The organism is Erysipelotrichaceae bacterium 66202529 (assembly GCA_017161075.1).
In the GTDB taxonomy this organism is placed as follows: domain Bacteria; phylum Bacillota_I; class Bacilli_A; order Erysipelotrichales; family Erysipelotrichaceae; genus Clostridium_AQ.
Genome location: CP046174.1, coordinates 817,140 through 836,084 on the forward strand (window position 1 = coordinate 817,140; position 18,945 = coordinate 836,084).

Annotated in this window: 15 protein-coding genes; all 15 read left to right on the plus strand. The window is 45.1% G+C overall.

The features are described from left to right. Positions 1-445 precede the first annotated feature (445 nt). Positions 446-670: an XRE family transcriptional regulator gene (locus tag GKZ87_03855; protein QSI24703.1), complete on the plus strand. Its 225-nt coding sequence runs from the start codon at positions 446-448 to the stop codon at positions 668-670. 638 nt (positions 671-1,308) lie between these two features. Beyond that, the gene (locus GKZ87_03860) at positions 1,309-1,698 is read left to right on the plus strand and encodes a recombinase family protein (protein ID QSI24704.1); all 390 of its coding nucleotides are present in this window, start codon (positions 1,309-1,311) and stop codon (positions 1,696-1,698) included. Between the two features lie 979 nt (positions 1,699-2,677). Then, entirely contained in the window at positions 2,678-3,685 is a 1,008-nt protein-coding gene (locus tag GKZ87_03865; protein ID QSI24705.1) for a flagellar biosynthesis protein FlgM, read from the plus strand. Positions 3,686-3,909: 224 nt separating this feature from the next. Continuing rightward, positions 3,910-6,411: a hypothetical protein gene (locus tag GKZ87_03870; GenBank protein QSI24706.1), complete on the plus strand. Its 2,502-nt coding sequence runs from the start codon at positions 3,910-3,912 to the stop codon at positions 6,409-6,411. Continuing rightward, the gene (locus GKZ87_03875) at positions 6,408-8,261 is read left to right on the plus strand and encodes an isopeptide-forming domain-containing fimbrial protein (protein ID QSI24707.1); all 1,854 of its coding nucleotides are present in this window, start codon (positions 6,408-6,410) and stop codon (positions 8,259-8,261) included. Before GKZ87_03870 ends, GKZ87_03875 begins: the two co-directional genes overlap by 4 nt. After that, a complete protein-coding gene (locus tag GKZ87_03880) occupies positions 8,258-9,109 on the plus strand; it encodes a class C sortase (protein ID QSI24708.1) in 852 nt (283 codons plus the stop codon). Before GKZ87_03875 ends, GKZ87_03880 begins: the two co-directional genes overlap by 4 nt. Then, entirely contained in the window at positions 9,096-10,037 is a 942-nt protein-coding gene (locus tag GKZ87_03885; protein ID QSI24709.1) for a hypothetical protein, read from the plus strand. Before GKZ87_03880 ends, GKZ87_03885 begins: the two co-directional genes overlap by 14 nt. Continuing rightward, entirely contained in the window at positions 10,034-10,876 is an 843-nt protein-coding gene (locus GKZ87_03890) for a DUF5011 domain-containing protein (GenBank protein QSI24710.1), read from the plus strand. Before GKZ87_03885 ends, GKZ87_03890 begins: the two co-directional genes overlap by 4 nt. A 65-nt stretch (positions 10,877-10,941) precedes the next feature. Beyond that, positions 10,942-11,892, plus strand: a complete 951-nt coding sequence (locus tag GKZ87_03895; protein QSI24711.1) for a hypothetical protein — start codon at positions 10,942-10,944, stop codon at positions 11,890-11,892. Between the two features lie 2 nt (positions 11,893-11,894). Beyond that, positions 11,895-12,188, plus strand: a complete 294-nt coding sequence (locus tag GKZ87_03900; GenBank protein ID QSI24712.1) for a hypothetical protein — start codon at positions 11,895-11,897, stop codon at positions 12,186-12,188. Between the two features lie 9 nt (positions 12,189-12,197). Continuing rightward, on the plus strand, positions 12,198-12,578 hold the full coding sequence (locus tag GKZ87_03905) for a hypothetical protein (protein ID QSI24713.1): 381 nt from the start codon (positions 12,198-12,200) through the stop codon (positions 12,576-12,578). Next, the gene (locus tag GKZ87_03910) at positions 12,568-14,967 is read left to right on the plus strand and encodes a hypothetical protein (protein ID QSI24714.1); all 2,400 of its coding nucleotides are present in this window, start codon (positions 12,568-12,570) and stop codon (positions 14,965-14,967) included. Before GKZ87_03905 ends, GKZ87_03910 begins: the two co-directional genes overlap by 11 nt. Then, positions 14,964-17,279: a hypothetical protein gene (locus tag GKZ87_03915; protein ID QSI24715.1), complete on the plus strand. Its 2,316-nt coding sequence runs from the start codon at positions 14,964-14,966 to the stop codon at positions 17,277-17,279. The genes GKZ87_03910 and GKZ87_03915 overlap by 4 nt, the downstream gene beginning before the upstream one ends. Next, entirely contained in the window at positions 17,266-18,330 is a 1,065-nt protein-coding gene (locus GKZ87_03920; GenBank protein ID QSI24716.1) for a peptidoglycan DD-metalloendopeptidase family protein, read from the plus strand. The genes GKZ87_03915 and GKZ87_03920 overlap by 14 nt, the downstream gene beginning before the upstream one ends. 12 nt (positions 18,331-18,342) lie before the next feature. Then, positions 18,343-18,933 carry a hypothetical protein gene (locus GKZ87_03925; protein ID QSI24717.1) on the plus strand — a complete coding sequence of 197 codons (591 nt, stop codon included), beginning with the start codon at positions 18,343-18,345 and terminating at the stop codon, positions 18,931-18,933. Positions 18,934-18,945: the final 12 nt, after the last annotated feature.

The following is an 18,945-nucleotide window of genomic DNA, read 5'->3' on the forward strand; positions in this document are numbered from 1 at the left end:
AAAAGATTCTATATCGTAAGGGAAACAAAAAGGCTCATGTCTACTCTGCCTATCACGAAAACACCTGTTTCTTATTTGTATTTTCAAATGGAGAGGATAGGATTGTCATTATAAACGTACCAGTCACTGGTACAAAAAAATCTGCTGTTGCAGTCGGCAGAGAATCACCATAGCCTCATCTTCTGTAAAATAAGTGCTATGGAAATGGACAGAGCCTCAACGTGAATCATTACTACCGAGATTATAAATCTTTATAAGATTTATAAATCGCGAGAATACTAGAAACTATTGTTAAGATCTTAATTATGTAATCAAAATATTCCATAATCATCGGCTCCTTTCTACAGGAGACGATATCTGTCCAGATTCCCTACCGACTGTAACAGCAGAAATGAACAATTACTTGTTCATTAAGAAAGTATATCATGGAAAGTGAGGATTTTAAATGTATTTACAAAAAAACTTCAATTATTTAAAAAAGAAAAATAATCTTACTTATCGAGATATCAGATCATTCCTCAAATGTGGTACAGAAACGATAAATATAGTAAGTAATGGTGATCAAAATAATGTGCGTATCGAGATAGTAGTAAAACTTGCTGAATTGTTAAATGTAAGTCTAGATGAATTGGTTAAAATAGATCTTGAAGATCTAGAGAAAAATACATAATTCAAAATATGTACCAGTGAGTGGTACAAAAAATCTGTTGTAGAAGCCGACAGAGGAACGATTACAGTCTGTACATCTCAAGGATTTTGAGATAAGAACTGTAATTTGAACTGATACTTATGAAAACCAAAAAACTAATATGAATCATATCTTACTTCTTAGAAATTTTATATAACTCAATAAGAGTCCTGATAATCAATAAGATTATATTTACAAAATTAAAAATTCCATAAACATCATCTCCTTTCTACTAGGAGATGACATCAGTTCCGTTTCTCTGCCGGCTTCTACAACAGATCATAGTCGTGTAATTCGCTACAGCTTTCAAAACAGAAAGGATGAGTATGATGTATCTACAAAAAAATTTTAATTATCTAAAATTTAGAGAAGATCTATCCTTTAGAAAAATTGCAAAAGAAACAGGTATCAACACGAATACGCTTCAGATATTATCTAAGAAACATGATGAGAATATGAGGATAGAAGTAGTTTTGAAGCTCGCTGATTTCTTTCAGGTATCGTTAGATGAATTCGTAAAAAAGGATCTAACGACGAATTTCTAAGAGGATGTACCAGTGAGTGGTACAGGAACGTATATCGGTTTTTATAGATGAGGTTACAGTGAAAGGAGGAATCACATGAGGATCGAAACCTATACAGAATTATCAAAAGCATTACCAAATGCAAAGATGTGCTATGAACAACTGCCTGTTGAAGAAATCGATAAGGAAATGCTGGCACCATTCGTATGTTTGATACAAGCGTGTGAACACGTCTTTGAAGAGGAAATGACACGCAGGGAGAAGCAGCGTATCGGAATACAGAACGCGCAGCAGAATGGTGTCCATTCTGGGCGGCCTGCAATCCGCTGTAGTAAGAAATTCCTGAAGCTTGCATATCTGCAATCTAAAAATAAAATAACAGCAACAGATGCTGCTGAACAGTTACATATATCTCTATCTACCTATTATAAGCTACGGCGTAAATATCATAAGGAGATAGGTAAATGGAAGAAGCAAGAAGTCTGATCATATTTCTGGTCATCAATCTATCTGCCTTCCTCTGTTATCTGCTAGGAAAAGCAGATACGGAGAAGCGTAGCCACCACGAAGGAGAGTAAGTAAAAAACTCATATAGACTCTGTTATATGAGTGAGAATTAGCTGAAACTTATACCCTCTAGTCGATGACAGAATCAGAACAGGCAAAATCGACGATCTGTCACCGACTGCAGGATATAAGGTCTGCATATGTACCCTGAAGTGGACGGTAGAGAGTTAAGGGAGAAATGTAATCATAAATCTAATCATGGTATATGGATGACTTTGCTTAGATAATCAACTCTCTACCGCCAGCTACAGGATAGGAAATATGAAACAATAAGATTATAGCACATGAAATACGGTAGTGTGTGAATACATATACGTTAATAGAAAAAAAGAAGTATATGTACAATGTTTTATCGATTTATACAATCATCATGTAAAAAAATGTACCAGTGACTGGTACATTCGGACATTCATATGAAAAGGTGTCATGAGCCATATCTCGGCATAAACATAGGAATCAACATACGGAGCGGAGAAAATCATGCTAATGTTCCCGGAATACATCATCGTTCTCGGAAACAGATGAAATTGTGAAAATCAGTCAGTACTGTAAAAAGTCGAGATTCTTTTCCTCAATATCCCATCTTCTGGACGATCGTAGAAACATGAGAGTAAAATGTAATAAAGAAGTTCTACTGTATGCATGGATCAGGCCTCTACGATCGGCTACAAGGTGGGATACGACCTGCTTATAATTATAACAGATAGGAAAGAAAAAGCTAGAATAATGCAAGGCAATCGTACCAGTCACTGGTACATGATAGGCGCAAGTGAAAATGATACATTTGGTCAACAAATAGGAATTTAATATAAAAAGAGATATCGAAGGGTATATGTAATTGTTATCACCTTACGATAGTGATATACTAAGAATAGATAAAAAGTGGAGGGAAACTATTATGAAGAAATTACTAAGTATCGCTGCAGTGGCAGCACTCGTATTGACAGGATGTAGTAAAAAGCTAGAGGTAAAGATAACAGACAAGCTGACTGTGGAATATGGCGATAAGCTCGACAACAATAAACTCTTTGACGCAAAAAAATCTGATAAAAATATCAAAGTAGATAAAGTACAGGATTTTAATGCGAAGAAACTCGGAGACCAGACACTGAAGGTCACATTCAGTAATGGAGATAAGACTATAGAAAAGGAAATCAAGGTCACAGTTAAAGATACGAAGAAACCTGAAATTGTACTGAAGAAGGATAATGTCACGATCACTGCAGGTGATAAGCTTGATCTGAAAGACAATGTTAAATCAGTAAAGGATCCTATAGATGGTACTCTGAAATACAGCGATAAAGAAACGAAAAAATCTGGCTACTACATTGATAAAGGAAAATTAAACACAAAGAAAGCCGGAACTTACGAAGTCATTGTAAAAGCATTTGATGTGAACGGAAACAAGACGGAGAAGAAATTCAAAGTCATCGTAAAGGAAAAAGAAAAGGCAACTACGGAAGGACAGAAATCTGAAGCAGCCCAGAATAACAATAATGCTGGACAACGATCAGAGACATCCTCTCCATCTACAGGTAATCAAAATGCAGGGACAAGTGGAGGACAAGGAAGCAGCACTGCGAATACCGGAAGCTCCCACGGTTCCAATGGAGCACAGAGTTCCGCTCCTTCCCAGGCAAAGCCGTCAACACCTGCTCCAGCACCTTCAGCTCCGCATATCACATATGATGGTAGAAAGCAAGGTTTACCTATCTCTATGCAATCACCGATATTTGACACACAAGAGGAAGCAAATAATTGGGCGTTTGAAATATATAATTCGTCCGATGAAAATAGTCCTTATTTTGGGTTAGGTTACAGCACATGCAATATAAGCTATGTAGAAGGATATGAAGAAAACGTATTCAAAGATCCAAATCCAAAGTGGAGTGTATATTGGTATTAAATAATGTAGAAGCGAAAATATCGCTTCTTTTTTGTTAATAGAAAATCAAGACGGACAGAGGTTCGTCTTTTTTTATTGGAGGTGACCATATGAATTACTACAAGGTAAGATATGGCTCGCAGCTGCTCGCAGCGTAAGGCGAATACAGGAAAAGGTTTCGTACATGACATTGTATGAGTAATGCCTATATCAAAAATGTGTGAAAATTTATGGAGGAAAACAAGATGCGGAAGAAATTAAAAAGTATCATCATGATATTCGCTTCGATCTTGCTATGTGGATCTAATATGTTATCCACGATAACAATCAAAGCCAATGTCACAAACCTGGAAGATACCGGATACTGGCATAGTGGACAAGCGCACAATCCAGATAATCCTGCGTATACCGCATGGTTCGATCATCAAAAGATTGAAAAGATCCATGTCGAACAAGGTGTCGGTGTATGTAGTGAGCCTTGGGAGGTCATCAATGGTTGGAGTGGTTATACAGTATCAAAGTACCAAGCTGATCGTATAGCCGATATTTGGTATTACGCATATGTCAACACCAACCAATCCAAGTGGAATTATGCAGTTGGTCAGCTGATGGTATGGGAATATCTAGGATATAAACCTACGGACCATAATGTTCCGAATTACGAGAAACGAAAAGCTGAAGTCAACGAGATGATCAAGAATATGACAAAACGCCCTAGCTTCAATGGGAAAACTGTTACCTTGAATGCCGGTGAAAGTACTACACTGACAGACACCAATAACGTCCTGCAGGATTTCAAAGGTAAAGAAAGTATTCCGAAAGGAATAACAGCAAAACGTAGTGGAAATAAATTAACGATTACCGCCAGTGCTAGTGCAAGTGAAAACAGCACATATAGTTTAAATAAAATCAAACCGGAAATGGTTGGTCAATCACTCGTACATAGAAAAGCCGGAGGTCAAGATATAGTAGTACCTTTGCGTGAAGATCCAATTCCATTATCATTGAAAATAAAAGTAAATAAATATGGTTCATTAAAGATCATGAAACAGGATGAAGATGGAAATCTAGTACCGAACACTTCCTTCAAGGTATCTAAAAATGCCGATATGTCCTCCCCGATCGGAACCTACCAAACAGGCTCCAACGGTACTGTCACTGTAAATGACCTTGCCCCTGCGACTTACTATGTGCAGGAGAGTGCTGTACCAAGTCATCTGATCCTGGACAAGACGATCCATAAGGTAAGTGTATCTTCCAATAAGACGGCCTCTTTCACCGCTCGTAATGATTGGAAGAAAGGTCGTGTCCAGATCCGTAAGGTCGATACGGATTCCAAGAAACAAGTCGCAGGTGCGACGTATGCGATTTTCAACCAACAAGGTCAGGAGCTCCAGCGCCTCGTTACGAAGGCATCCGGGTATTCCATGTCCGGGTATCTGCGTGTTGGCGAGTATTATGTGCAAGAGGTCATTGCGCCATCAGGATATACGCTCAATAAGACGAAATATCCTGTCACGATCAGTAATCACAATCAGACGATCACCGTGACAGGCACAGATAAACGCCAGTCCGGTACATTGAAGTTATCCAAGGCAGATAGTAAGACGAATAAAAAACCACAGGGAGACGCAACGCTACAGGGCGCTGTTTATGAGTTACGAGCGAAGGAAAATATCCTGGATCCTGCCGATCAGAGCGTGAAATATAAAAAAGGCGCTTTGGTCGCAACGCTGACCACGGATAAGAATGGTAATGCCACGAAAACAGGTCTCTACCTGGGAAAATATACCCTGAAAGAGACGAAGGCCAGTCTGGGATACCGCCTGGATCCTAAGTCATATGATGTGACGATCAATCCTGCAGCACAAACGACCAGTGTCATCACAGTTTCAAAAAATGTCCTTGAGGATATCATCAAGTTGCGGATCCATAAGGTCCAGGAAGAACCTAAGCTGAATATCCCAAATACGATCTTCACATTCACAAAACCGAATGGAACTACCTCAGAAATAAAAACAGATAAGAACGGCTCCATCCAGTTCGTCGGTCTTCGTCCGGGCATCTACAAGCTCAAAGAAAAGGCTGTCATGGATGGCTATGATATCAATCCTACCGAAGTACGTTTTGAAGTGTTATCCGGTGGGGGCGTCAAGGTACTAACAGACCTGACGAATACAGGCATTACCTTCCAGAAGACAAATGCATTCGACGGCATCATAACCGTGAGTGACAAGGTATCTCCGTTCACGTTGAAGATCACGAAGCTCAACGACCACAAGCAGCTGTTGGACGGTGCGGAATTTACACTATACAGCGATAAAGCCTGTACGAAAGTAGTCGCAAAGAGAACCTCATATAACGGTGTATTGAGCTTTGCAGGTCTGAAGGATCGAACGAAGTATTACCTCAAAGAAACGAAAGCACCGGATGGATACCGTATCCCATTAGATCCGGATACGAAACAGCCTCATATCTATGAGATCGAGACCGTCTCTTCCCCGGTCAATGACCTGTTCGAGTTATGGGTAGACGGTAAGAAATATACACCGAAAGATACGGTCACGACAGGTGCTATCCGCATCGAGGGTACGAAGAAAGCAAGAGTCGTGCATATGGAGATCGTGAATATGGTAGGTATCAAATTGCCGGAAACAGGCAGTGATCTCATGTTCCCGATGTTTATCATAGGCATGGGATTGATGTTCTTAGGGAGAAAAAGCTTACGAGGAGGAGTTAGAGAATGAATAAAAAGAACGTAATGAAATATCTGGGGATCCCTGCTCTGGCGACAGGGATGCTGTTATCCGGTGCACTTCCGGCATTGACCATCACTAGTCTAGTGATCCATGCAGCTCAGGAGATCACGACGCCGGGCGGTATCGTAGACCTGAAGAAAGGCGGTGCCGCCATCACCATCGAAGCGAATGAAGGACAATCGCTCATAGGAAAGAAGTTTCGTCTGTATCAGCTGTTCTCTGTAAAGAACGCAGCGCATCTGGAAAGTGTGAACTATACCTGGACACCTGCCTATCAGGATGTCTTGCAGAAGGTCATCGGGAAACGCCTGAACAAACCGGCAAAGGATGTGACGGAATATGAAGCAGTCGACTACATCCAGTCTTTAAACAATCATAAGGTGGAAGGTGCTGTGACAGAACAGAAGTTGGAAGGAAGATACAGCGAATTCCGCTATTTCATCGAAGAGATCACTACAGAGCTGCGTGCACAGAAGAAACAAGGGACCGATATCCATGTCACGCAAACGATGGATAACGGCAATATCCGTTTCGACGGTCTGGAATTCGGATACTACATCACCGATGAGATATCCGATAATGCAGGGACGCACTCCGCAAGCTCTCTGTGTATGGTGAATACGGCTAATCCAAATGCTGCTGTAAAGATCAAATCCGACTATCCTTCGATCACGAAGAAGATACAGGAGGATGACCATAAGGAGGAGATCGGCGCAGATGGATGGAACGATATCGCGGACTACGAGATCGGTCAGACCGTTCCGTATCGTTATGATACAGCTGTACCGGATATGAATGGATATCACACGTATTATTTTGCTTTCCATGACAAGATGGATAAAGCACTGACCTTTGACCCGGATACCGTAAAGATCCAGATCATGGATGGAAAGAAGACCTATGATGTCGATCCCAGCGAATACAACATATTGGAAAATGTAGGAGGAACGACGTTCAAGATAGAGATCGAAGACCTGAAGAAGATCGTAGACCGCGAGTTTCCGGAAGGTATGAACAAGGACAAGGAGAACGTCTATGGACAGAAGATCGTCCTTCGCTATGATGCTAAGCTGAACGATGAGGCTGCCAAGGATACTGGAAGACCGGGCTTCGAGAACAGTGTGAAGCTGGAGTTCTCCAATGATCCGGATGCGGATGGTGTCGGAAAGACCGGAGAGACACCGTGGGATACGGTCGTGTGCTTCACCTATAAGCTGAACGTATCGAAGGTCAATGACCATGACGCACCGTTGAAGGACGCAAGATTCCGTCTGTACAGCGATGCGGACTGTACGAAGGAAGTATATCTGAAACGTACTCCTGACGGTTATAACGTGATCAACCGTGATGCTGTAGGCGGTAATGATCATGACGGTGGGACACAGCCGAATGAAGCCGTCGAGATCGTCACACCTTTGGATGGCAATTTCACGATCTATGGTCTCGATCAGGGTGTGTATTACCTTTCGGAGGTAGAAGCACCGGATGGATACCGGAAATTATTGGACCCGATCGTATTGACGGTAAGACCGACCTATACGAACGATAGAAACAGCTACGTAGCCGGCGAAGGCGCAACGGATAAGATCCTGCAGAAGCTGGAGGCAACTGCTCATTTTAAAGAATTCTATGATGGTGCAACTTCTGAAAAAGATAATAAACTGGAGGCAGATGCGACGCAAGGTTCCATGAATCTAACGGTAGTAAACAAAGTAGGAAGTAAACTACCGGTCACAGGATCACAGTTGACGATCGTCATGGTCGCTCTTGGGGCAGGGCTGATGATCGCCGGTTATGGTATCCACAGAAAGAGAAGCCATGTGGATGATGGGAAATGAAGCGTGAAAAAAGATCCGGAAGACGATGGTGGAGCATAGCAATCATCCTCGTCGGCTTTCTGATCTGCAGCTATCCCATAGTGAGTGGTCTGTATCAGCGAAGTGTACAGTCCGATTCCCTGAAGACATATACCAAAGTGCTACGACGCAATGAAGATCAGGTGGAAGATCTGTTGAAGGCGGCAGATACCTATAACGATATATTGTTTCAAACGCAGGGGAACTATATCCAAGGTATCAGTGACAAGTATCTGACAGAGAAGGCTTATGAAAAACAGCTGCGATTGAAGGACAGCGATGTCATGGCACGCATCGAGATACCAAAGATCAGTGTCGATCTTCCTATCTATCACGGTGTGAGTGAGAGCGTCCTATCAAAAGGTGTGGGACATCTTCGATCCAGCAGTCTTCCTGTCGGTGGTGAGAGTACACATGCGGCATTGAGCGGACATCGTGGTCTTCCATCATCAAAGCTATTTACCAGATTAGATGAATTGGAAAAAGGCGATCTCTTCTACATCGATGTACTCGGCAGGACGCTGGCCTATCGGATCTGCGATATCCAAACGACATATCCGGATGATATCGATAAACTGAGCATACAGGAAGGAAGAGACCTCGTGACGCTCATCACCTGTACGCCATACGGGATCAATACGAAAAGGTTGCTCATAACAGGAGAACGGGCAGCTTATGAGAAACAGGAAAAGGAATCGATCCAGGGATCGATAATGTCGATACGAGAACTTATCTTTACGGCAGCACCCTTTGTGATCATCACGCTCCTGTTGGGAAAAGAAATCTATCATTATAGAAAAAGGAGGTCAAAAGAACATGAAGAAGCGTAATAAGATAGTTCGCATCATGACATTATCGTTGTTGTCATTATGTTGTATCAAGCCGATACAAGCACAGGAAATCGAACTTAAACCCGATCCCTCTGTTCAGGAGAAGGGCAGCATACACGTGGAACTTGAAGAAACGAAAGATCGACTATCCAGAGAAGGGGTGGAACTCTCATTGTCACGTGTCGCAGATATAAAGGACGGAAGTTATGTACTTGATGATCTGTATCGTTCTGCAGGTGTGGATATGAACGACATAAAAACAGCAGAAGGGTTACAGGAGGCCGCAGATACATTGCGTCCATTGGTCAAGAGCCCATTACAGGCAAAGCGGACAGATGCGCAGGGAATCGTGGATTTCACAGATCTGGAGGTAGGCGTCTATCTGTTGTATGTGAGCAATCAGGCGGGCTATGAAACGATACAGCCGACACTGATCAGCGTCCCGATGTGGGATGAGACCGCCAAGCAGATGAACTATCATATCGAAGTATTCCCAAAACATGCGCCTTTACCGGCATTGAACGTGCGGAAAGTCGATTATTATGATCATAAGAGCATTTTAAAAGAAGCTGAGTTTACTCTGTATTCCGATGCAGCTTGCACGAAGATCATCAAAGCGGAGAAGACAGATCCAAAGAGTGGTATAGCAGTGTTCGATGGTCTGATCTATGGGACAGTGTATGTAAAAGAGACGAAAGCTCCTGCCGGATATCAGTTATCTAAGGAAGTCATCAAGGTAACGATCAATGATAATTGGGTCAACGGTGACGATAAGCTGCGTACGATCATCTTCCCTGACAGACCGCTCCCGACGTCTGGCGGTCCAAATACCGGCGACCATACGGATATAGTCGGATGGATCTTCCTGATTGGCATATCCGCATGTGCCACTGTCTTCTTCCTTCATAGAAAGCATGAGGCACAGTGAGAAAAAGTCAGTATATGACATTCATCCTTTGTGTCTTACTGATCTGCCTGGGATGTTGGTATTTCTTATTTCCGAAACCGGCAGATAAAGATGACCTGTCGATCACATTCAAGGATACGGAAAAGGTGAAACTGAACGAGAAGATCGAACCTGTCGATCTGATTCGCTCCACGACATCTGTGAAGATCCTATATCCGACGATCGACACCTCATCCCCGGGGGTAAAGAAGCTCTTATATATCGCTGTGGGAGAGGATGGAGGACAAAAAGAGTTCATGAAGGAGATCCGGGTGGTGGCGCCGAAACCACCTGTCCTTCAACTCAAAAAGGATAAGGTCGAGATCTATGTGAAGGAAGTATTTGATGCAAGATCTTATGTAAGGAAAGCCTATAGTGACTATGACGGTGATCTGGACGTATCGATCCGTGGAAGCTATGATGTGAAGAAAGCCGGTACCTATACGATCACCTATAAGGTCAAGGATTCCAGCGGTCATACTGCCACGAAGGAGCTGCGGCTCATCGTCAAAGAAAAAGAAGAGGCGCCGAAGGAAAAGGAGCCACAGCATCCACAGAAGGAAGAGCGACCATCAACTACACAGCCGCCGAAAGAACAAGATACGACTACAGGCTCCGCTCCGGATCCTGAAGCAGAGAAGCCACAGGAACCGGCCCCATCGATCGGCGTACAGACATGGCTGTTTGCCAATGGAGAGAGTTTCTCCTCAGCACAGGAGAAATGTAATGCCGCAGGAGTCGCAAGTGGAAGGAGGTACCAGTGTGATGTGTTACAGGATGATGCCGGTATCTATACAGGCTATCGGCTCGACCTACGATGATGTACCAGTGACTGGTACATCTGCCAATAGAAACGATGTAAGGATGATAGGAAGGAGTGAGGAAGATGCTGTTCAAGCGACTGCATAAGCACTTGGATCAGGGCATAGAAGAGCACACAGGAAATGAGGGACAACAGGTAGAACATACAGAGGAAGAGTTGGAAGCACATCTACAGAAGCTGATGAAGCGACAACGGCGTATCGTGCGATTGAAGAAAGCAGTTCTGTATCTGATCGTAGGTATCGGTCTGCTGGGAGGATTCCGTTCCCTTGCTCAGGAACGACCGGACATAACGCCTGCAGTAGCGGTGAACGACTATAGCTTCCTGGAGGATTATATAAAAAACTATTATAAATATCCCCAGGATGAAGAAAGTCAGCAGTTCTTACAGGAATTCACGACCGGAGGAAGCTGGAACGTATCCTATGATCAAAAGATCAAGCGTGCCGAGGTAGGAACCGTAGAAGTATATCAGGTGGAGCCATCCGATACAGAGGAAGGCCGGCTCACATCCTATGCCAGAGTATCTCTCGATCTGAAAGACGACGAAGGCAAGAGTAAACGACAAACGGCATATATCGCGATACGTTCTATTCAAAAAGATGGTCACTATATCGTGGATCGTCCGATCTCGATGATATCAACTGCGCCAGCTGCTATGAAGGAAGATATGAAAAAAGGACTGGAGACAGAAAAAGAAGATATCAAGGGAACGGACTGTACGGAACAGGAGAAGCAGGAGATCACGAATACGATCCAGTTGTTCTTTACGACCTATGCCGCTGATCTGGAACAGGCACGGCTCCTGATGCAGGATCCGGAAACGCTGAAACCATTGGATCCGGATACGAAACCGGTATTCGTCAGTCTACAATCCGCCATACAGAATGAGGATGAGATACAGGCAGATGTGATCGTCCGCTATGAAACGAAGGAACTATTCCAACAGGAACGTACGGTGCGTTTCCTGTTCGATAGAAAAACGAATAAGATCATTTCAAAGGAGGAGTATTAGGTATGGATTTTACAAAATTAGATGGTTTCAAGGTCTTTTATTATTTGGTATTGCTCATCATATTCGTGGCGCTCATGGTGTTCTTGTTGAAAAGCGCAAAAGAATCTCTGCGCCGCACGGGTGGAAAATGGCAGTCTGTCATCGATGAAGCGTTCATCGGATTCATCGTATTGGTCGCTTTCACGATCATCGCTCAGATAGAGCCGTCATCGATCATCTCATTCCTGACGAAACCACTCACATGGATATGGGATCTCGTCCTGAAAGCATTGCGGTTCGTAGGTATCAAGATATAGAGGACCATCATGAAGAGCGCCTATAATTATACGGCTGTCGAGACACACAAGCAGAAGCTGTATATCCCCTATATCGGGATCGAATTGAACGGTTGGCTGATGGTGCTCGTGATGTTGGGCGGTCTGTTGTTTGCACTGATCCCCATCGGTATCCCTGCGTATCATCTGTTCGGATCCTTGGGGATCCTGTTGTCTATCGGGATCGCTGCGGTAATGGAGATCGGTGCTGTGATGTTCCTGACCGAGATCGACCGGGAGAGCCGCAAGAACAAGCTGATCACGTTCTACTATCGGGATGTGAAGAACTATCGCATCCTGTACGATTCCCAAGGACACACACATAGATTATCGAAAGAAAAAGAAGGGAGAGTGCATCGGTGTGTACGTTGAACCTTATTACAGCTATGGAGAAGGAAACATCGTCTACTGTAAGGAATGTATCTGTTATCACTATGAGATCCGTCCGATGAATAGCCTGTATGCATCTGATCATCAGCTACAGACGCTGATCGACAACCTGCATCGTAAGATCCTGTCTGTCAATATGCCGGGAGCGATCTATATCCTGCCACAGCGCATCGATGAACAGGGGATCCTAGAGCATTATAAGACGTTATATGAGACGAATGGTGATCCACAGACAGAGAAGCTGTATCGCTCCTTCATGAAGGATATCAAAGCGCAGCTGACAAGTGGTATCAAGTATCGCTATCGGATACACATATGCTTTACAGACAACCGTGATCCATTGAAGAAAAAGTGGTTGAGTGGTTGGCTGAGCAAGAACGACGATCCGTTGGAAAAGCGGATGGTCGATCTGAGTGAGGTCATCGATGAACAGATATACAAGAAATTGACTATGGATCTGAGTGTGGAACGACCGGACAAGAAAGAGATACAGCATCTATATGATTATCTGGCGATCCCGATCGAGATACCGATATCCGATTATTACACGATCCCGCAGGCAACGGAGCTGGAATATCATTATCAGACACTGAAGAACAAAGGTGGATTCCGTGAACTGTATTCCCGTGTGCTCATCGCAGATAAACTCATCCAGGATCGATTGGAGGATGGGTATCGTGCGAATGTGGCGGTCAATGAGATCCAGCTCTATACCTTCCCTGTCGACACGATCATCAAGTTCGACCTGGAGCATACGCAGACCTTCAAGAGCAATATGACCGGAAAACGTGAGGAGATCCATAAGAATGCACGCCGTTACTGGCAGAGCAGCGGACGAAAGGACAAGGAAGCACAGAAAGCCTTCGAGCTTGCGAAGATCGGAGAAGATGTGGATCCATCGATCGAAGATTCCAAGATCCGCTGGCAGATGATGTTACGCATCCGTGCCAATACGCAGGACATGCTGATGAAGCGCAGCGACAAGCTGCAGAAGAGATTCGAAGGGAAACGGATCCAATTGACGTATGCAATCGGTGAACAGGAACAGCTTGCGGAACACCTATTCCCATACAAGAACGGCTGTTACCGGTATGTGAATCTAACAGATGTTTTGTACTTTGCGCATTTTAATTTTTTCGGTGGCTTATACATAGGAGAAGCAGATAAAGGAGTCGTGCTCACATATACGAGACCTGCAGACCTGCCGGTACGGATCGATATCGAGGCTCCGATCAAGGGATTGACGCAGACAGGTTCCTCTACGGTGGCCTTTGTCGGAGAGACCGGTTCCGGGAAATCACAGATCGCCAACTACTTTGCACTCCTCTCCATGATCTTCTATGGGCACCGGCTGCTGTTGGTCGATCCGAAAGGTGACCGTCACAAGCTCGTGAAGCTGTTGGATCGATTCGGTGATCTGACCTCGCACCTCATCATCGGAGATCCATCTTGTCCAAACGGTATGTTCGATGCCTTCCTATTACATCCGGATTCTCCCTTAGATGCATTGGCAGCGGCCAAGAATGATATCATCGCCCTGGTGCGTGCCATCAATCCACAGCAGGAGATCGATCTGATGCAGGTCGATGAAGCATATATGGAACTGAGTGAAGCGATCAACAGTGGAAAGATGACACGGATCACGATGCGAAGATTGGTCGATGTCATGATGAACAGGGATCCCAAGCTTGCACGCAGTCTGTATTCCCTGCGCAATGATCCGATGGCCCGCCTGTTCTTCGGGGACGATGATACCGATATCTCGAAGGTGTTCCGTCTCGATCGCCCCTTCAATCTGATCACGTTCGCGAAGATGCCTGTGTATTCCAGAGATTTGGGCACCTATAGCTATGATTCCGGAAATCTGGAACATCGGATCTTCTCCCTCATCCTGGGAAAGGTCAATGAGATCACGAACATGTTCCTGCGTATGTACAAAGGACAAGCGAAGACGATGCTGTTCGATGAGGCAAAACTGTATTCGACAGTCCCGGGTGGTATGTCCGTATTGGTGAACAACAATCTGATCGCAAGATCGGAGCTGTGTGATATGCTGATCATCCTGCAGAACTGGAGCGATCTTCCGGATTCCATCATCAACAATACCGGGCAGTTCTTCATCGGCAATATGAAGAGCAAGGACGAGATCCAGCGTATTCTGTGCCATTTCGATCTGGATGGCAATTCCACGCTTTCCGCTATCCTGCAGGATCGAACGAAGGAGGAAGGTGTCGACCAGGCAAAGCAACACAATTTCTTATACTGTGATTACAACAACCGAAAGTGCCTGACGAAGATGGCGATCCTTCCGATGTTCTCGGATGCCTTCCGCACCTTCAAGGATATCGATGAACAGGAGACGGAGTCATGAGGTGGCGTAGATGCCTCACCATCCTGAGCTTGCTGTTCCTGCTGCTGTTCCCGACAGGGATCCATGCGGAATCTATGGATGGAGCGATCGGCAACGGTAATTCTCCCGGAGAGACGACAGCAGAGAAGAACGATAAAGAAAAGGCAGATACCAATACTTCTGATTTTCTCTCGGATGCGATCCTCAGTTTAGATAAAGATACGAGAAAAAAAGAAATGGACCGGGATTATATCAAGAATCTCTATAATTCCAGTATGACAGCGAAGACCAAAGGGCTCAACCTGCTTGATGGGGATTCCATCGTCACATGTTTCATGAATCTGATAACGCTGCTTCTGGAAATGATCGGGTTCGTGATCACCTTCTTCGTGTTGACGATCTATAACCTGGTATCCTCCAGCTTTTTGGGGACCGTCATACAGGGGATCTTTGATATGATCGACAAGGTCGTTTTCGATTGGAGCGATCCTGATTCCTGGATCAATAAAGTGCTCCTGATAGCTGCATTGTCCTCTATCCTGTATAAGCTCATCAAAGACTTTACCAGGATCGTGCGATGGCAACAGATCGTACAGATCGTGCTTACCGCCTTCCTATCGATGACCTTCATCACCTTCATCGGTCAGAATGGACGCAAGATTGCAAATGGGTTTGAGGAAGTGACAACACAGATGTTGACGGAAACTTTCGTATTCGGAGAAAAAAAGGAAGATCCGGAGATCATGAACAAGCAGAACATCTTCGATATCTTGCAGAAACAGCCGTTCATGGTACGACATTTCGGTACGACAGATCTTGCGAAGATCGCCGGATCGGACGATAAGGATGCTATCGAAAAGGTAGAAAAGCGAGTACAGCGCCTCCTGAACGATCCATCACAAGATCATGCGGAGGATGAATATGACAAGTTCGGAAATCATGTGATCACGCATGATGGTGGTTCCGCAATGCGGGTCTTGGGACTCTCCTTCGTCTTGTTAGTACATCGTGGAGCGATCAGTATCGTCATCGCAGCGATCTGTATCGGCTTGGGAGCTGTAAAGGCCGCAAAATATATCGTTCTGGGATTGAGTGTGTATCAGCTCATTTGGTGGCTGCTCAAGCATGGACGAAAAGCTCGCCAATGGTTCACAGACAGGCTCCTATGGTGCATGGTCACGATCTTTGCGGATATCCTGTTCAGTATGGCGCTGTTCTTCCTGGTAGAATTATGCACGAAGATATCCGCTTACAGTGTCCTGCTCATGCTGGCAGTCGATGTGATCCTCATCGTCCTGCTCAGATTCGTGATCAAGAATCTGCCGACGATCATGTCAAAGCTGATGGAAGATGGGAAGATCGTGGCAGAAGGAATGCTGTTGGGCTCCTCTCCGATGTCGACGTACCGACAGTTGAAAGGCTCTGCTTCACAAAGTGATGCGTTTGATGGTGGCGGTGAAGGAAACGGCAGTGGCACAGGTGGCTATGGAGAAAGTGATGATCGTGATCTTCGTGATCATGATGATCCATATGATAGCAGCTATGATGACGACGCCTTGCGAGATGAAAAAGATCCCGATATGTATTCGAACGATATACAGGATGATGTGGACTCTGCGGATCATGAGGAAGCACCTGCAGATGGTGCCAGTGAATCGGCAGGACAGGCTGGTCCGGACACAAGTAGTGAGGGTGCGCCTACAGAAGCAGAGAGTGAAACAGAAGGATCTGATGAAATGACTTCTGAGACACAGGAAGACATCGATGGTGGGGCACAGGAAACGGATCCGGGAGATGGTGAACCATTCGATGAAGAACATGCAGCTGACATACAGAACATGAGTGCAGAAACGCAGGAAGAGGAAGACCTGAGCGATGAAGTGGATATGTCGGAAGAAGATATGTCGGATATCGATATGGACGATGACGATGATCTTATCGAGGATGCAGGAGCCCCGGATCTCTCAGATGTGGAAGGAGTTCCGGAAACAGTGGATCCTGAAACAGAAGATGATCTGAAAGATTGCTCGGATAATGATCCTATTCCTACAGAAGCTGCGAACCATACGGATCCTGAAGGAACAGCGGAAGAGACATCGTCAGCTTCCATAGAAGATAGCACAGAAGTAGAAATGAACACAGAACCTACACAAGCTACGCAGCAGCCGGATGATCCAAACAGTGTGCCTGCAGGAACGGATGTCGTCGAAGGAGGACAAGAGATCGGACCGATAAACGAACAGGATGTGCCAGCAGAACATGAGGCTTCAACAAAACCGGAAGAGGATACACTGCCGCAGGAAGAGGAGAACCTCCTGAATGAAGACGATTAAGAAGCTCCTTCTCCTTTTCCTTCCCCTTATCATTATCATGATGATGTTTCTGATGTTCCTTGGCGGTGGTGTGAGAGATGGGAATGAGACGCCCAAAAACAACCTCAGTTCCTCCGTCGAATATTATCGTCCCTATGTGTCCAAGATCGCCAAGCTCGAAGGCATGGAAGATTATGTGGATCTGATCCTGGCAGTGATGCAGGTAGAATCCGGTGGGACAGGCGGTGATCCTATGCAGGCATCGGAAGGGCCGTTCAACAAAAAATATCCGCAGATACCCAATGGGATCAAGGATCCGCATTACTCGATCCGCTGCGGGATCAAAGAGCTGCAGGATTGCCTGAAAAGGGCGAAGGTCAAGGATGCATCCGATGAAGGTCGCATCCGGGTGGCATTAGGCGGATATAATTTCGGAAATGGATTCATCGAATGGATCGATCGTGAAAAAGGTGGACGATGGACACTGGAAGCAGCACAGGAATTTTCCGATATCATGAAGGGAAAGACCGGATGGAGCGTCTATGGAGATCCTCCTTATGCCGATAAGGTGATGTCCTACTATGACGCATTGGATTTTATCAGCGGGGACGGTACCCTGATCCCGCCATTGAAGGGCTACACGCTCACCAGTGGGTATGGGAATCGACCATCGATCGGTGACTTCCATTATGGTGTCGATCTGGATGGCTCCTATGGTGCATCGATCTACGCTCCCGGTGATGCGAAGGTATATCAGGCATCCTCGAGCTGTCCTGCAGATGGAGGATACCTTGGGAATATGTGTCCGGGTGGTGCTTATGCCGGTGCCGGAAACTTTGTCCAGCTGAAGATGAAGTATAAAGGAAAAGAACTCTATATCCTGCTTTGCCATATGAAGGATGTGGACGTCAAGACAGGACAGAGCGTAAAGAAAGGACAACGGATCGGCAGCCAGGGACATTCTGGAAATTCGACAGCATCCCATGTACATATGGAGATGCATTTCTCAACCCCTGTGATCGCAACGACAGAAGGTAGTGTGGATCCGGAAACATACATCAAATTCAAATAATGGAGGCTACATATGGAAAAGAAAACGATCGTGTCTATGGGGATCCTCATAGCTGTGATAGCAGCATTTCTATGGATGAATCAGCCATCGGAAACGAAGGTGAGCTCGCAGCAGAGCAGTACGACGATACAGAAAAAGCTAACAACGGAGCCATCTCCTCAGTCGGATGTTCCCAATGATGTGGAAGAGGCTTGTAAGAGCGCAGCAGAACGCTTCGTGAGAGTGAAGACCGAAGGCCGCAGCAGTGATATCTTCCTGGATCGTATCGAACCGGTCAAGGAACTTCTCAGCGACGACTTGTACCAGTCACTGGTACCGGATCTGAGTAAGGAAGAGCTTGCGGCCATGCGAAGAGAGAGTAAACGTATCAAGAAAGAAGAAACGACAGAAACACAAGTCACATCGATGGACAGCGCTATCGACAGGATAGCCGATGATGACTTTGAAGTTTATGTCATCTACACTGCACAGACACAGCATGCGGACAGGAACGATACGAGCCGGTATCTGGTCCGGATGCGTGTACAGTGGATCGATGGGAAAGCGAGGATCTATAAGATGGTAGAAGAGAGCAGCCTGGGAAACGGCTTCTATGAAAAGTAAGAGGAGGATCCG

What these genes read in the sequence shown, in the direction of transcription:
- GKZ87_03855 (QSI24703.1), top strand. Translation starts at nt 446, where the DNA reads ATGTATTTACAAAAAAACTTCAATTATTTAAAAAAGAAAAATAATCTT.
- GKZ87_03860 (QSI24704.1), top strand. Translation starts at nt 1,309, where the DNA reads ATGAGGATCGAAACCTATACAGAATTATCAAAAGCATTACCAAATGCA.
- GKZ87_03865 (QSI24705.1), top strand. Translation starts at nt 2,678, where the DNA reads ATGAAGAAATTACTAAGTATCGCTGCAGTGGCAGCACTCGTATTGACA.
- GKZ87_03870 (QSI24706.1), top strand. Translation starts at nt 3,910, where the DNA reads ATGCGGAAGAAATTAAAAAGTATCATCATGATATTCGCTTCGATCTTG.
- GKZ87_03875 (QSI24707.1), top strand. Translation starts at nt 6,408, where the DNA reads ATGAATAAAAAGAACGTAATGAAATATCTGGGGATCCCTGCTCTGGCG.
- GKZ87_03880 (QSI24708.1), top strand. Translation starts at nt 8,258, where the DNA reads ATGAAGCGTGAAAAAAGATCCGGAAGACGATGGTGGAGCATAGCAATC.
- GKZ87_03885 (QSI24709.1), top strand. Translation starts at nt 9,096, where the DNA reads ATGAAGAAGCGTAATAAGATAGTTCGCATCATGACATTATCGTTGTTG.
- GKZ87_03895 (QSI24711.1), top strand. Translation starts at nt 10,942, where the DNA reads ATGCTGTTCAAGCGACTGCATAAGCACTTGGATCAGGGCATAGAAGAG.
- GKZ87_03900 (QSI24712.1), top strand. Translation starts at nt 11,895, where the DNA reads ATGGATTTTACAAAATTAGATGGTTTCAAGGTCTTTTATTATTTGGTA.
- GKZ87_03905 (QSI24713.1), top strand. Translation starts at nt 12,198, where the DNA reads ATGAAGAGCGCCTATAATTATACGGCTGTCGAGACACACAAGCAGAAG.
- GKZ87_03915 (QSI24715.1), top strand. Translation starts at nt 14,964, where the DNA reads ATGAGGTGGCGTAGATGCCTCACCATCCTGAGCTTGCTGTTCCTGCTG.
- GKZ87_03920 (QSI24716.1), top strand. Translation starts at nt 17,266, where the DNA reads ATGAAGACGATTAAGAAGCTCCTTCTCCTTTTCCTTCCCCTTATCATT.
- GKZ87_03925 (QSI24717.1), top strand. Translation starts at nt 18,343, where the DNA reads ATGGAAAAGAAAACGATCGTGTCTATGGGGATCCTCATAGCTGTGATA.